Annotated in this window: 12 protein-coding genes; 2 read left to right on the forward strand and 10 right to left on the reverse strand. The window is 34.6% G+C overall.

Annotated features, from left to right (window positions below; genetic code table 11):
• The first annotated feature begins 91 nt into the window (after positions 1-91).
• Positions 92-829: an MlaE family ABC transporter permease gene (locus LX95_RS00140; RefSeq protein ID WP_111539403.1), complete on the forward strand. Its 738-nt coding sequence runs from the start codon at positions 92-94 to the stop codon at positions 827-829.
• Positions 829-1,593: an ABC transporter ATP-binding protein gene (locus tag LX95_RS00145; RefSeq protein WP_111539404.1), complete on the forward strand. Its 765-nt coding sequence runs from the start codon at positions 829-831 to the stop codon at positions 1,591-1,593. Before LX95_RS00140 ends, LX95_RS00145 begins: the two co-directional genes overlap by 1 nt.
• A gap of 6 nt (positions 1,594-1,599) precedes the next feature.
• Here LX95_RS00145 and LX95_RS00150 read toward each other — a convergent pair whose 3' ends face one another.
• The 10 genes from LX95_RS00150 to porU all read right to left on the reverse strand — a co-directional run bounded on the left by LX95_RS00150 (position 1,600) and on the right by porU (position 14,883).
• Positions 1,600-3,078: a DUF389 domain-containing protein gene (locus LX95_RS00150; RefSeq protein WP_111539405.1), complete on the reverse strand. Its 1,479-nt coding sequence runs from the start codon at positions 3,076-3,078 to the stop codon at positions 1,600-1,602.
• 8 nt (positions 3,079-3,086) lie between these two features.
• The gene (locus LX95_RS00155) at positions 3,087-4,172 is read right to left on the reverse strand and encodes a mannose-1-phosphate guanylyltransferase (protein ID WP_111539406.1); all 1,086 of its coding nucleotides are present in this window, start codon (positions 4,170-4,172) and stop codon (positions 3,087-3,089) included.
• Positions 4,173-4,177: 5 nt separating this feature from the next.
• A complete protein-coding gene (locus tag LX95_RS00160) occupies positions 4,178-4,774 on the reverse strand; it encodes a SprT-like domain-containing protein (protein ID WP_111539407.1) in 597 nt (198 codons plus the stop codon).
• Between the two features lie 8 nt (positions 4,775-4,782).
• Positions 4,783-5,472, reverse strand: coding sequence for an SDR family NAD(P)-dependent oxidoreductase (locus LX95_RS00165; RefSeq protein ID WP_111539408.1), 690 nt, complete (start codon positions 5,470-5,472; stop codon positions 4,783-4,785).
• A 4-nt stretch (positions 5,473-5,476) separates the two neighbouring features.
• On the reverse strand, positions 5,477-6,451 hold the full coding sequence (locus tag LX95_RS00170) for a M28 family metallopeptidase (protein WP_111539409.1): 975 nt from the start codon (positions 6,449-6,451) through the stop codon (positions 5,477-5,479).
• Between the two features lie 70 nt (positions 6,452-6,521).
• Positions 6,522-8,225, reverse strand: a complete 1,704-nt coding sequence (locus LX95_RS00175; RefSeq protein ID WP_111539410.1) for a pyruvate dehydrogenase complex dihydrolipoamide acetyltransferase — start codon at positions 8,223-8,225, stop codon at positions 6,522-6,524.
• A 5-nt stretch (positions 8,226-8,230) separates the two neighbouring features.
• The gene (gene pdhA, locus LX95_RS00180; protein ID WP_111539411.1) at positions 8,231-9,229 is read right to left on the reverse strand and encodes a pyruvate dehydrogenase (acetyl-transferring) E1 component subunit alpha; all 999 of its coding nucleotides are present in this window, start codon (positions 9,227-9,229) and stop codon (positions 8,231-8,233) included.
• A 97-nt stretch (positions 9,230-9,326) separates the two neighbouring features.
• Positions 9,327-9,809, reverse strand: a complete 483-nt coding sequence (cdd, locus tag LX95_RS00185; protein WP_111539412.1) for a cytidine deaminase — start codon at positions 9,807-9,809, stop codon at positions 9,327-9,329.
• Positions 9,810-9,892: 83 nt separating this feature from the next.
• Positions 9,893-11,065 (reverse strand): type IX secretion system outer membrane channel protein PorV, encoded by a 1,173-nt coding sequence (gene porV / locus LX95_RS00190; protein ID WP_111539413.1) that lies wholly within the window; start codon positions 11,063-11,065, stop codon positions 9,893-9,895.
• 41 nt (positions 11,066-11,106) lie between these two features.
• Positions 11,107-14,883: a type IX secretion system sortase PorU gene (gene porU, locus LX95_RS00195; RefSeq protein WP_245924697.1), complete on the reverse strand. Its 3,777-nt coding sequence runs from the start codon at positions 14,881-14,883 to the stop codon at positions 11,107-11,109.
• Between the last annotated feature and the right edge of the window lie 81 nt (positions 14,884-14,964).

Consider the following 14,964-nt stretch of genomic DNA (forward strand, 5'->3'; position numbering starts at 1 on the left):
ATACACATGTTAAAAGGATTTAAAATTAATTGTAAGTTAAATACTTTTGTTTTTGGGTATTCTATTTTAGATTTACAAAAAATATATTTGAATGAGGTACCTTCACGATATTGGTGAGTATTTTATAATGTTAAAGGACATCTTTAGAAGGATGACAAAACCTTCGGTGCTTAAAACATTAATCTTTAAAGAAGTTGATGATCTTATTATCAATTCTATGGGTATTGTTATATTCATATCATTCTTTATTGGTGGAGTTGTTACAATTCAAACAGCTTTAAACTTAAACAATCCTTTAATCCCAAAAAGTTTAATTGGTTTTACAGCAAGACAATCTATCATTTTAGAATTTGCTCCTACTTTTATTTCTATCATTATGGCAGGAAAAGTAGGCTCTTACATTACTTCTAGTATAGGAACTATGCGTGTAACCGAACAAATTGATGCCTTAGAAGTCATGGGTATCAACTCACTAAATTATCTAGTGTTACCTAAAATCGTAGCTATGCTATTATATCCTTTTGTTATTTCTATCGCTATGTTCGTAGGGATTGGAGGAGCATACATGGCTGGTGTAATGGGAGGATTTGTAGCGAGTGATCAATTTTTAGAAGGTTTACAAAACGATTTTATACCTTTTCATTTAGCTTATGCTTTTATAAAAAGTTTCATCTTCGCTCTTATTTTAGCGACCGTACCTTCTTATCATGGTTATTATATGAAGGGAGGAGCCTTAGAAGTAGGACAAGCTAGTACCACTTCCTTTGTGTGGACTAGTGTTATTTTAATTATCGCCAATTATATACTCACTCAATTATTACTAAGCTAATGATAAAAGTAAATGACTTACATAAAAGCTTTAGCGGAGAAGAAATTCTAAAAGGTATAGATACTGAATTCATTCAAGGTAAAACCAACCTTATTATTGGTCAGTCTGGAGCTGGAAAAACAGTATTTTTAAAGTGCTTATTAGGATTAATACTTCCAACCGATGGTACTATTGAGTATGATGGGAAAGCGTACTCTACTTTAAATAAAGAGCAGCAGAGAGAACTTAGAAAGAAAATGGGAATGGTTTTTCAAGGTAGCGCCTTGTTTGATTCTATGAGTGTTGCTGAAAATGTAATGTTTCCTTTAAAAATGTTCACCAAACAACGCAAAGAACAAAGAATGGAACGCGTTAGAGAAGTTCTTGATCGTGTAGACCTACTTAAAGTAGATAATAAGTTCCCTTCTGAAATTAGTGGAGGAATGCAAAAAAGAGTTGCTATTGCTAGAGCCATTGTAAATAAACCTCAATATCTTTTTTGTGATGAACCTAACTCAGGTTTAGATCCTAAAACTGCAATTTTAATTGACAATCTTATTCACGAAATCACTAAAGAGAATAACATTACTACCGTGATAAACACCCATGATATGAACTCGGTGTTAGAAATTGGAGAAAATATAGTCTTCTTAAAAGATGGTAGATTAGAATGGCAAGGAGATAAAAGCATTATCTATAAAACCGATAATGAGTCGTTAACCAGTTTTGTTTACTCCTCAGATTTGTTTCAAAAAGTTAGAAAAGCGCAATTACAAGGCCTTTAAAATTATTTAACTTTTAGCTTTCGCTGAAATTTTTGGTGATGCTTTTTCTATACTCGATTGCATAGAAATAGTATCTAAATTTAATTTAAACTGAAGCCACTTTTTTAACTTAACCTCATCCTTATTTCTCTTTTCTTTAGTTATACTATCATTCCAGACTACATTAAATTCTGGGATAGTATCAACTTTATTAAAATCTGAAATTATTTTTTGGGCATAACCAAAGGCCCGAATGTCTTCATAATTTAACTGAGCTTCTTTGCTAATTTGCTGAAACGGAATTTCATTCTTACTAAATCTAGCTAATTTAGAAACCTCATCTTCCAAATAAGCAATACGCTCATCTTTATTGAGAATATTCAAGGAGTCTCGTCTTTTAAACTCTTTCATATATTCTAATTGATCGTAAGATTCTGTATTCTCATTTTGAAGGATAATAAGTGAAGTATTTTTTAAATTAGGATACCTCTTCATTTTCTCCCTCCATAAGCTTATGACAGAATTAGGAATTTCTTTTCCTAAGAAAGATACTTCAATTTTAGGATCGTTTCCACCATCAAAAGTAGCAATCGTCGAATTTTTTTGAAGAAAAGATTCTTTATAAATCATCAATTCTTCCTCTACAAATTCTTGGGCATCTTGCTTAAAGTAAGATTCCTTTAGCATATTGTAAAACAAATAAATACTAGGAACCATAACAATAATTGCAATCGCCGAAGCCATTTGGGCAATAAACCTTCTTCGCTTAGAATTGGCATATTTCACCAATGGAAAGCCTAATAATTTAGAAACTACAAAGGTTGAAAGTGCAATAAAAGTTGCATTAATAGAAAATAAGTAAAGAGCTCCACCAGCATCAGACCAGCTGCCTTGAGCCAAACCATAACCTACAGTACACAAAGGGGGCATTAAAGCGGTAGCAATTGCAACCCCAAAGATTACACTCGCTATCGTCCCTTTTTTAGTTTTAGCTACAATAAGAGCCAAACCACCAAAAATAGCTACAAGCACATCTAAAATAGTAGGGTACGTTCTTGCTTCTAATTCGGCATTACTTCCGTTTAACGGAGAAATTAAAAAGTACAAGAATGCGGTAAGCACACTCAAAACAACCATCACTCCTAAATTAATAAGAGAACGCCTAAGCATATCTACATCATTAATAGCAACAGATAGTCCCATCCCAACGATTGGACCCATAAGAGGGGAGATCAACATCGCTCCAATCACCACGGCAGTACTGCTTACATTTAGTCCAATGGATGCCACAAAAATAGAGAAGATAAGAATCCAAGCATTATGCCCCTTAAAGGTAATATCTTTCTTTACAGCTTCTATGGTAGAATCTCTATCGGTATCTGTTCTTATATCTAACAGATCTTTTAGAAATTGTTTTAAGCTCTTAAAAGTCCCTTTTAAATCTCGTTTAACGATTTCTTTTTGACTCTCCTCTGCTGGGTTGGTATGTGTATTGTTTTCTTCCAAGTACTAAATTAAATAAGTTCGTCTCCAAATTTTTCCTTTACGGAATTTCTCAACACTTTAATTTCTTGTTCGTCTTTTTTAGGACAAATAAGTAAAACCTCTTCATTTTCTACCACAATATAATCATTTAGATCTTTAAGCACTACTGTTTTTCCTTTAGTAGTTCTTATGATATTTCCAGTAGAATTTTCAATATAGGATTGAGCATTAACGACCACGTTTTTAGCTTCGTCCTTTTCTAATTTATCGTAAAGAGAACCCCAAGATCCTAAATCGTTCCAATCAAATTTTGCGGGTAAGACGGAGACGTGTTCAGATTTTTCCATAATTCCATAATCGATAGATATATTCTCTGACTTGGAATAATTCTCTTCTATAAATTGCTTTTCGGTAGCGGTATTATAATCATTAATTCCTTCCGCGAAAAGCGAATACATATCTGGCAAACAGTTTTTAAAAGCAGTAGTGATTGCCTTTACACTCCAAATAAAAATACCTGCATTCCAGACATAGTTTCCTTGTTGTAAAAAAGATTTTGCCGTCGCATAGTCTGGCTTCTCTGTAAAATTAGTTACCTTTTTTATAGGTGTCGCCCCCTGTTCTTGATATTGAATATACCCATAACCAGTATGGGGAAATGTAGGTTGAATCCCTAAGGTCATTAATAAGCTTTGATCTCTTTGGCAAGCATCAAAAGTAGTTTGTACATTCTCAATAAAAGCATCTTCATCTTCTATCCAATGATCTGAAGGAGCTACGATCATCACTGCATCTGGATTCTCTTTTTGAACTTTTAGAGAAGATAATAAAATACAAGGCGCGGTGTTGTTCATAGAAGGTTCTAAAACAATTTGATGATCTTGTACTTTTGGTAATTGCTCTCTAACTAAGTCATCATACAATTCGTTAGTTAAAATGTATATATTTTCTGCAGGTATTAGTTTTTCTAATCTAGAAAAAGTTTTTTGAATAAGCGTTTCTCCCGTACCTAACATATCATGAAATTGCTTAGGATAGCTTTTCTTACTTACTGGCCAAAAACGAGAACCTACGCCTCCTGCCATTAATACTGCAAAATAATTTTTATTATCCATCAATTTCAAACTTTTATTAATTCTACTTGAGCATTAGGCTGAAAAATATAAACTTTTCCACTTTCCATTTCTAAGCACTCATAGCGCTTCACTCTTTTTTTTCCTTTCTTAAATATTTTCCCATTAGGGATTCTAAAAGTGCTTCCCATAGGAATTTCAAATATATAGTTTTTATCACTAGTGGGATCGTATTCTTTTAATGCTACAGATAAAACAGCATCGGTATCACTACTCGCCGTTGGGTTTTTAAAATGTCTTGCTAATAATGGTAATAACCTTGACGGAAATATAGACGGATTTAATAATGGCAGCATTAATTGTTGAAAGGTATGTTTCCATTCCTTTCCATGGGGCTTTATAAATCTTCCATACTTTTGAAAAGCTACTAAATGAGCAATCTCGTGAACCAAAGTAATTAAAAACCTATACTTATTTAAATTGGCATTGATGGTAATTTGATGCACTTGACCCATCTGGCGGTAATCACCGTGCCGTGTTTTGCGTTCATTTACGATTTTTAAATGAATTGCATGGTTCTCGATTAACTGAAACAAAGGCTGTACAGCTCGCTCTGGAAGATATTTAGCTAACACCTGTTGCATGAATCTATTTAAGGAGTAGAATTAGAAACCTGAAGCATTTTACCATTGTAATATTTATTTCCGTTAAGGGAGAAATCTGCTATATATTGGGCCATTTCTTTAGCAGAAGTTGGCGCTTCATAACCAGGGAATGCTTCTTGTAACATTTCGGTTTGTACCGCTCCTAAAGCTAATACATTAAAACTAGGACCGTTTTCTTTGTATTCTTCGGCAAGTAACTCGGTAAGATTAATTACAGCAGCTTTACTAGAACTATAAGCCGACAAGCCTGCAAATTTCATACTCCCTTGTACTCCGCCCATACTGCTTATGGTCACTACATGTCCATTTTTCGACATTTTCCCTATCAATTGTTGTGAAAGCTGAAAAACACCAAATACATTGGTTTGATACACCGTCATGAGTTCTTTAGCTGAAATTTCTTCGAAGGGTTTATTCACCAAACTTCCAGCATTATGAATAAGAACATCTAAACTTCCACCCCATTCTTTCTCCACAAACGCACTTACTTTATGAAGATCTTCTTCTTCATTTAAGTTAAAAGGAAAGCTATGAATATGGTCGTGTTGTAAATCTTTAACTGGTTTTTCATTCCGCGAAAGCGCTAAAACTTCATGTCCTTCATTAGCAAGAATCTGCACTAGTTCTAAACCTATTCCTCTACTTGTACCTGTAACAATTATTTTTTTTTTGCTCATTCTTTTATTTTAACTGTATCGTTTTTTCATTTTCATTAGCTAATGCTTCGATTCCCACCACCACTTCTTTTAATAAGTTTTCCATATGCGTGATGTCTAAAAACTCCATTTCATCATCTACATGGTGATAATAAGGATAGTTAGAAAAATCGAATGTACACAATGTTTGTGCAGGAACATTTAGTTCTTCATAAAAGGGATAATTATCACTTCGTTTGAACAGTTGAAAGGATTTTGCCTTTTCAAAAAAACCAAAGGTATTTTTCCCCGTTTCTTCATTAAAACGCTCAGCTAAAGTAGAATTCTCAAAGCCTGTGAGATAAGCCAGATAATCTTGATGTGGCAGCGGAACCCCGATCATCTCAAAATTAAGCATAAAATAGACAGGTGCTTTTTCTTCTTTTAGTCGCTTTGCTAAATGCTTAGAACCTAAAAGCCCCATCTCTTCAGCTGAAAAAAGCACAAACATGAGACTTCTTTTCGTCTCTTTATTTGCAAAATATTTAGCCATTTCTAAAACCGCTACACTACCTGCCGCATTATCATTCGCCCCATTGGCAATAGAATCGTTATCTATAATTCTTTTACTTTGTGTCTCTATCCCAATATGATCGTAATGAGCCCCCAACATAATAATCTCATTTTTCAATTGAGGGTCTGTTCCTTCTTTAAAAGCAACCATATTGTATCCAGTTTTCCCCTTTACCTCAAAACTATCTCGGTAACTTTCAAAATAAGGTTTTAATTGGTAGTTTTTAAAAATATCTTCTGCATAAGAAGCTGCGGCTTCTATCCCTTCGCTACCAGTACTTCTTCCTTTTAATTCATCTGAACTCAAAAATTGAAGTGATTTTTTAATTTCAGCTTCTTGGAAATTGTAATTTTTAGAAGATGTTGATGAATCCACTTTTTCCTTTCCTTGATGCTGTGCACAAGCCGAAATCGCAACGAAAACGATTATATATACTATTTTTCTCATAAGGCTAAAGATAAAAAAATCCCGCTTTTTAGAGCGGGATTTTTAAGGTTTTATAAAACAGTAATGTGGGTTAAGCCAACATAGTTACTGGATTTTCTAAATAACGTTTTAGAGTTTCTAAGAATTTTGCTCCTGTAGCACCATCTACAGTTCTATGATCACAAGCCAAAGTTACTTTCATAGTATTACCAACCACAATTTGTCCATCTTTGACTACTGGCTTTTCTACAATAGCGCCAACAGATAAAATAGCTGAATTAGGTTGATTAATGATACTGGTAAACTCTGTAATCCCAAACATTCCTAAGTTAGAAACGGTAAAAGTACTGCCTTCCATTTCTTTAGGCTGTAGTTTTTTATTACGCGCCTTTCCTGCGAGATCTTTTACATTTCCTCCAATTTGAGTCATACTCATTTGGTCAGCAAAATTAAGTACTGGTACTACCAAGCCTTCATCTACAGCCACAGCTACTCCTATATGAATATGCTTAGCAATTTTAGTAGCATCACCTGTCCATTGCGAGTTCACTTGTGGATGTTTCCTTAAAGCAATTGCAGAAGCTTTGATCACCATATCGTTATATGATACTTTAGTATCTGGGATCGCATTAATTTGCTTACGAGAAAGTATAGCGTTTTCCATATTCACTTCTACCGTTAAGTAGTAGTGCGGTGCTGTAAATTTAGATTCTCCTAAACGTTTAGCAATGGTTTTACGCATTTGAGAATTTTTAATCTCCTCAAAACTTTCTTCTCCTGCTGGCATATAAGCCTCAACCTTATTTCCGCTTTCGGTTTTGGTAGCAGGTTCTGATTTTGCTTTCGCGGAAGCTTCTTGCTGTTGTGGTTTATGGTTCTCGATATCTTTTTTAACGATACGACCGTTTTCACCAGAGCCTTTTACCTTCCCTAAATCAATACCTTTATCTGCAGCCATTTTTTTAGCTAATGGAGAAGCAAAAATTCTGTCTCCGCTTTCATCTTCGTGTTGCACCTCTGAAGATTCTTTCTCTTCAGATTCACTTTTAGATTCTTTAGCTGAATTGTCTTTTTTACTACTTGAGGATTTTTGAGTACCTCCACCATTATTGTTAAGAACAGCAGAAACATCAGTTCCTTCTGGTCCTATAACAGCTAAAACGGAATCAACTGCAGCAGTTTCTCCTTCGGCTACACCAATGTGAAGTAAAGTTCCTTCATAGAAAGACTCAAACTCCATGGTAGCTTTGTCGGTTTCTATTTCGGCTAAAATATCTCCTTCTTCTACCTGATCACCTTCTTGCTTTAACCAAGTTGCCACGGTACCTTCTTCCATGGTGTCACTTAATCGAGGCATTTTTATAACCTCTACACCTTCTGGAATTTCATTAGCGTCATCATCTGATTCATTTTCAGATTCTTCTGTCGCTTCTGATTTATCGTTTTCTTTTTCAGATTCCTCTTCCTTTTTAGAAGATTCTTTATCGTCTTTCTTTTCCTCTTTTTTATCCGCTTTAGCAGAATCATCACCATTGATCAAATCTGAAATATCTTCTCCTTCTTCTCCTATAATTGCTAACAATTGATCTACCGGAGCGGTATCACCTTCAGCAACCCCAATATGAAGTAAGACTCCCTCATGAAAAGATTCAAACTCCATGGTAGCTTTATCGGTTTCAATCTCAGCAAGAATATCTCCTTCTTCAACTTTGTCACCTTCTTGCTTAAGCCATTGTGCCACCGTACCTTCTTCCATGGTGTCACTTAATCGAGGCATTTTAATTACTTCTGCCATAAGAATTATATTTTATGAGGAGTGAAAGGGTAATCTTCTTGTTCGTAAACCGCATCGTACATCAAACTCGTTGATGGATATTCAGATTCATCGGCAAACTTCTCACATTCGCTTACTAAATCTTTTACGCGTTTATCGATCGTTTTTATTTCTTCATCGGTTGCCCAATCGTTCTCTTTAATTTTATCTAAAACTTGAGTAATAGGATCAATTTTTTGATACTCTTTTACCTCATCTTTAGTTCTATATTTTTGAGCATCACTCATAGAGTGACCTCTATAGCGATAAGTTTTTAAGTCTAAGAAAGTAGGTCCTCCTCCAGTTCTAGCTCTTTCGATAGCTTCATCCATCGCTTCTGCTACTTTTTCTGGATTCATCGCATCTACAGGTCCGCAAGGCATTTCATAACCTAAACCTAACTTCCAGATATCTTCGTGATTAGAAGTTCTCTTTACGGAAGTTCCCATAGCATAACCATTGTTTTCTACACAAAAAACTACTGGTAATTTCCAGTTCATCGCCATATTGAAGGCTTCGTGCAAAGTACCTTGTCTTGCAGCTCCATCTCCAAAAAAGGTGAGTGTAACATTATCTCTCTTAAAGTATTTATCTCCAAAAGCCATTCCTGCACCTAAAGGAATTTGACCACCTACAATACCATGTCCACCATAAAAACGGTGTTCTTTAGAAAAAATATGCATAGAACCTCCCAAACCTTGAGATGTTCCAGTTTTTTTTCCGTAAAGCTCTGCCATTACTCTTCTAGGATCTACGCCCATACCAATAGGTTGAACGTGATTACGGTAAGCGGTAATCATCCTATCTTTCTCTAAGTCCATCGCATGTAAAGCACCAGCCAAAATTGCTTCTTGACCATTATATAAGTGCAAAAATCCACGTACTTTTTGTTGAATATACACTTGCGCTAGCTTGTCTTCAAACTTGCGCCAAAACAACATATCTTCATACCATTTAAGGTAAGTTTCTTTGGTGATTTCTCTCATGAAAATTTTATTTTATCGCTAAGCCATTTTTAGCGAGAAGCAAAAATAATATAATAACTACTAAAGGAAAAACACTTTAGCGCTTTATAATTTAAAATTACAAAAAACTTGCATCAAAAGCCAAGGGTAAGAGGTCTAACAACGCTTTTGCTTTGATTACATTTCCTTTTTCTCCCATAAAATAAATTTCTATAGGCTGTTGTTGGTTTACCTCATATTCTGCTATAGCTTGCCTACAAGACCCACAAGGAGGTGTAGGTTGTGTAATTACCTTTTGTGGTGACTTTACACATATAGCCATAGAATTAATTTTTTTGTCGGGATATTGAGAACCCGCATAGTAAATTGCTGTACGCTCTGCACATAAGCCTGATGGGTATGCGGCATTTTCTTGGTTACTTCCCGTCACTATTGTATTGTCGTCGAGTCGTAAAGCTGCTCCCACTAAAAAATTAGAATAAGGAGCATAAGCTTTGCCTCGTATTTTCTGAGCCTCCATCATTAAGGCTTGAGCATCTTTTGGTAATTCATCAATCGATTCAAAAACCTGAACGGTTGTTATAATTTTCTTTTCTTTCATTACACTTTTTTAGGCGGAACAATATAAAGCAAAAAAATGCCGAATTGTAATTCGGCATTTTAAAACTATCTTAAAGAATGTTATTAATATTCACTGTAATCTTCTCCAAAATTAAAAGATAAACTAAACCTTAAAGTTCCTTCTAACGGATTGGCTACTGCTTTTGAGGTTGAAAATAAGTAAGAAACGTCTATTTGCGTAATAGAATATTTAAATCCTGCTCCTAAGGTTAAGAATTTTCTAAATCCTTTTTCTTCACTTTCATTAAAATACCCTAAACGAAAAGCAAAACTATCTTCATACCAATACTCTGCTCCTAACGACCAAGTAATTTCTTTTAACTCTTCACTAAATCCATCTGGTGCATCTCCCCAAGAAGAGAAAACGGCTCCAAAAGAACTTTCATTATACCAATCATCCTCAGAGTTAATTAAATTATCTCCATTAGAATCGCTTGGTGTTGGTACTAATAATTTATTAAATTCTCCATAAGCTCCAATAGTATTAGAGGCATCTAGAATAAAATCGAATCCGGCTCCAGCTTTAAAATTAGTCGGAATAAAATTTTCTGAACCAGCATCATCATATTTAATCTTAGGACCGATGTTAGAAATATTAACTCCCCCTCTCCAACGACCGTTGAAATCGCTATAGGCAATTTCTTCACTTTGGTAGAAAGCTGAAATATCTACTCCAAAAGAATTAGCGGCACGTGCATCATTCACATCTGATTTTATTTTTAAATCTGAACGAATATAACGTCCTGTTACTGCCATCGAAATCTCTTCTCCTAGACGCAAGGCATAAGAGACGTCTAAACCAAATTCATTAGGACTAACGATATCTGGTTGCTGTTCTGGAGTATCTCTTAACTCAATTTCCCCTTGACCAAAATAACGCAAACTAGCAGATACTGCACTACGTTCACTAAAGCGATTATAGTAAGTTAATACCCCTAAATTAATATCGGTCACTAACTCTCTTAAATAAGGAACATAAGAAAGCCCCACTCCTTGTTGTTTTTCCGCGAAAGCATATTTTGCTGGATTCCATTGTTGAGAGTAAGCATCTACTGGTGTAGCCACCCCTTGATCTCCTAAACCAGATGCTCGAGCATCTCCAGAGATTAATAAAAACGGAACACCTGTCGTAATTACTCGATCTGAAATGCCAGGGGCTTCAGTTTCACTTTGCGCATTTGCTTTGTAACTAAATAATGTAATAGCTCCTAAAAGGAATATTGTTATCTTTTTCATATGATTTCTTAAATGTTTGCAAATATATAGTTTTATTCGAGTTATAGAATAACCAGCTTTTCAAATTTCTCTACTTTCTTATTGGTTAGCATAGATTTAACCGTTAATTTATAAATATACACTCCTTTTCCTATCGCATCTCCAAAGTCATCCTTTCCGTTCCATGTGATTTCTCGAGACAAAAACCCTTTCGTATTTATTTGTTGATTCCTCGTCCAAACCACTTTTCCGGTAACGGTAAATACCTGCACTTGCACATCTAATGGCTCAAAAGGTCTATTGTGGTTAAACCAAAACTCGGTATAATTATGAAATGGATTAGGATAGTTTAAAACATTGGTGATTTTCAAATCTTCATCTCCCGCCACTACAAATTGAATTTCTGCCGTGCTAGAATTATTGTAAACATCCCATGCTTTAAAAGTAAGTGTATGTAAACCCTCTTCTAAATCTCGTAGCTTATAATTTACATTTCCACGCATATAATCATCGAGTTCGGTTTCATAATAATCATTGACAACAAAAGGGTTTGTCTCATCGCCATCTAATATTGCTACCAAATCGTGACCTATACCACTGGCAGTATTTATCCCATTTTCATCTTCTAGCTTTGCTAATAAAAACGGTGACGAGTTAGTCACTCCGCCCGAAACAAAACTTTCATCATTCATATAAAGTTTTATTTGCGGTCCTATATTATCTTCTGGAGCATCTTCATTAATACCCCCTACTAGAATGTCATTGTTATATCCCTTATTATCCTCTAACTCATTTTCTTTTTCAGCATAAAAGCTAATACGACCATTCCCTACAGGAATCGCTATGTCTTTTGGGACTACAAAATCGAATTCAAATTTACCATTGGTTACTGAGGCTCTTCCCCTAAAAATAATTTCTCCTAACGTAGTGAAATCCATAATTAGAAGGTTATTATCACTATCGGATGTACCATCATTTCCTAAAGTTTGCCTGTCTATTCTTTTATCAAAAATTATAGTAGATAACTCCCCATTATAATTAGTTAAAAGTCCACCTCCTGTGTTTACCACCTCTCCAGCTACTTTAACGTAATCTAATGCTTTAAGTGTATCTATAGATTGTGAAATAGGCACATCATTTATAGCTGTTAAATTAATTTGAGGATCTGGCAATTGAAGTTTCATCGCTGGATCCCCAAAATAAAAAATAACCCTACCTCCACTTGCTAAAGTATTTTTTCCCTTTCTTACAGCCTCTGCTACACTATCGTCACTACCCGAATAATTAAATAAAAATGGAGCGAAGTCATTATTAAAATCTACTCCATCGGAAACACTTATAGAACGTGTGGTGGTCACCATAGCAACCGAACCACTTTTCTCTTTAAACAAATTTACTTCTCCTGGAGAAAGCCTTAATGGATTATCGAATCTTGTAAACTCACAGGTAACGGTTACAAATACATTATACTTATTTTCATTTTGCCAACTTTCAATATCTTGGATTGTGACCAAACGCTCTGAAGCTAATCCATTTTCGTTCCCGTGTCCCAAATAATTAATAACACTTGTACCTACTTCTATAGCATTCGCTATTTCTTCATTTACCTGAGGATACCTAAAGCCACCCGAGCTAGAAACTTGCTCAAAAGCATCACTGTGTATTTTTTTAACATTTATAAAAGGTTTATTTGCCGAAATATTATCTCCTAGAGCATCTAGCTGTACCTGTAACCCGTAACCACCATTCGTGGTATCCCTGTCTGAATCATCTGAAATTAAAACAAAATTGTTACGCCAACTCCCATAAGAATCTTTACTCTCATAATTTATAATTTTATCTACTGCTATTTTTGCTAATTGTGGTGTATCAGCTAAAATCCTTCCTACAGCGATATCTAACTTATCAAAACTCATAGATCCTTCCTGAGGATCCATCATTCCAAAAAAATCATCAGATGCCGCTGAAGATGTACCCACTCCAAGACTATATAACTTTTGAAATGTAGGTACAATACTATTGTTATTCTCTAATCTATTTTTATAATCAACAGATGCATCGCCAAAAAGTCCTAAATACTTAATACGCTTAGCCGGACTAGAAGCATTGTCATATATATACTTTACAAAATTCCGAATAGCTCCAATATCTTGTTTACCTGAATTAAATTCTGTATAAATATCATCCACCAACACTACTTTTACCGCTAACCCATCACGATCTTTACGGAATTGAGCTAAACGATTAGCTTGATTCAACAAATCCTGATTAGTCACAATCAAATAATCTAAATCTTGAAAATTACCTTGACTATCTCTAAATACATTTCCTTTTAAGTTAACATTTGCTACAGATGCATCTACTTCTTTAAGCGGGGTATATAAGTCGTTATCCGAAATAGCGATATACTCTCTTCTCTCTCCCATTACCGCTTTAAAATTTAGGGTATTGGTATTTTGTGAATTAGAAATAGACCTTACATTATCTCTGTTAGTAATATCCCAAATTTGTGAAATAGACCCCGTATTTTGAATTACATACTCCCCAATTCCCGAGGTAGTCGCGGCATCATTATAAGCAAATTGCATCTGGGTGTTGTCTGCAATTAGTGAACGTTTAGCCTGAATACGCAAATAATCTAAGTATGCTAAACTAGAAGGATTCCCCGAATTATTGTAAACTAAATCTACGTTAATTTCATCACCATTTACACTTGCAACCTCATTAATAATGGCACTTCTTCCGTAAATATCATCATTAATTGTAGAAAAGTTTAAATCTGTTAAACTTTGACCGTTAAGCGATACATTCATCGTTGTAGAACTTTCAGAAGCCGCAACCACATTACCTATAATTTGTACAGGTTCTGAGGTTACAAGATTTTTAAATGTAAACTCATAAGATTTCTCATTCTCCACATCAAAGCGATCTCCAAACCATTTTCTTCCAGCTTTAGCTATACTATATTCATCAACTTCATACACTTGCTCTTCATCAAAAGTATTAATGCTCACTTGCGCACTACCTGTAGGTTCTATATAACTAGAAACCCTTAATCCATTATTTCCGCCAGAGGTTATATAATAGTAAGAGCGATCTGCATACAAATTTTGAGTAGTTTCATTTTCATCACTCCATTTATTATGCACAGCAGTTCCGTAGAATAAAATATAATCGCTTCCATCAAAACTTCCATCTTCCCCACCAACAACTTGAATAGAGATTTGCGGAATATCATAAAATTCATTTTCATTATTTCTTAACGGAAGCATTTCTCCGCCGTGACCGTATATCTTTATAGAGTTAGGATTAGATAAATCAACCCCTAGACTATTTAAAAAAGTTTTAGAAAGTTTATACACTCCCGTTTTAGGTACATAAAATCTAGCCCATTCCCCAGAAGCTAGAACAGAATTAGATATCGATGGCGTGCTGGAAACAGATGATGGCCGACCAGACAACTTAGTGTAAGAAATCGTAATAGAAGAAATTCTTTTTATTTGCCCGTTTTGATTCACTAAAGGATTTACAGAAGCTACAAAATAACTATCATCTCTAGCTATAGAGCTTACAAGCTTCACTTTTGGAATAGACGGGATTAACTTCTTATCTATCCTATTCAAATCTATTTTTTCATTAGACTCATAGGACACACTTTTAACTTGGTAGTTATTAATAGATCCATTTTCTTTCCATTGATAATTGTAAGTCATTTGCTTAGCGTCATCATCAATTGAAAAATTTGATTTTTCTTGAAAATCATCTGGTATTAAAATAGTTCTTTCTTGGGCAGAAACTGCTATAGTACCAATCAAAAATAAAATGTAGAAATACTTCATCATCAAATTAAACGTTAAATATATTATTGTAGTATATTTACAGCTTTCAAAAATATATTAAATAATCAACATACGATTCTT

The organism is Mesonia algae, from assembly GCF_003253545.1.
Classification (GTDB): domain Bacteria; phylum Bacteroidota; class Bacteroidia; order Flavobacteriales; family Flavobacteriaceae; genus Mesonia; species Mesonia algae.

Coding starts and splice junctions, on each gene's coding strand:
- pdhA (WP_111539411.1), bottom strand. CDS start 9,229: ATGAGAGAAATCACCAAAGAAACTTACCTTAAATGGTATGAAGATATG.
- LX95_RS00175 (WP_111539410.1), bottom strand. CDS start 8,225: ATGGCAGAAGTAATTAAAATGCCTCGATTAAGTGACACCATGGAAGAA.
- porU (WP_245924697.1), bottom strand. CDS start 14,883: ATGAAGTATTTCTACATTTTATTTTTGATTGGTACTATAGCAGTTTCT.
- LX95_RS00140 (WP_111539403.1), top strand. CDS start 92: ATGAGGTACCTTCACGATATTGGTGAGTATTTTATAATGTTAAAGGAC.
- LX95_RS00160 (WP_111539407.1), bottom strand. CDS start 4,774: ATGCAACAGGTGTTAGCTAAATATCTTCCAGAGCGAGCTGTACAGCCT.
- LX95_RS00155 (WP_111539406.1), bottom strand. CDS start 4,172: ATGGATAATAAAAATTATTTTGCAGTATTAATGGCAGGAGGCGTAGGT.
- porV (WP_111539413.1), bottom strand. CDS start 11,065: ATGAAAAAGATAACAATATTCCTTTTAGGAGCTATTACATTATTTAGT.
- LX95_RS00170 (WP_111539409.1), bottom strand. CDS start 6,451: ATGAGAAAAATAGTATATATAATCGTTTTCGTTGCGATTTCGGCTTGT.
- cdd (WP_111539412.1), bottom strand. CDS start 9,809: ATGAAAGAAAAGAAAATTATAACAACCGTTCAGGTTTTTGAATCGATT.
- LX95_RS00145 (WP_111539404.1), top strand. CDS start 829: ATGATAAAAGTAAATGACTTACATAAAAGCTTTAGCGGAGAAGAAATT.
- LX95_RS00165 (WP_111539408.1), bottom strand. CDS start 5,472: ATGAGCAAAAAAAAAATAATTGTTACAGGTACAAGTAGAGGAATAGGT.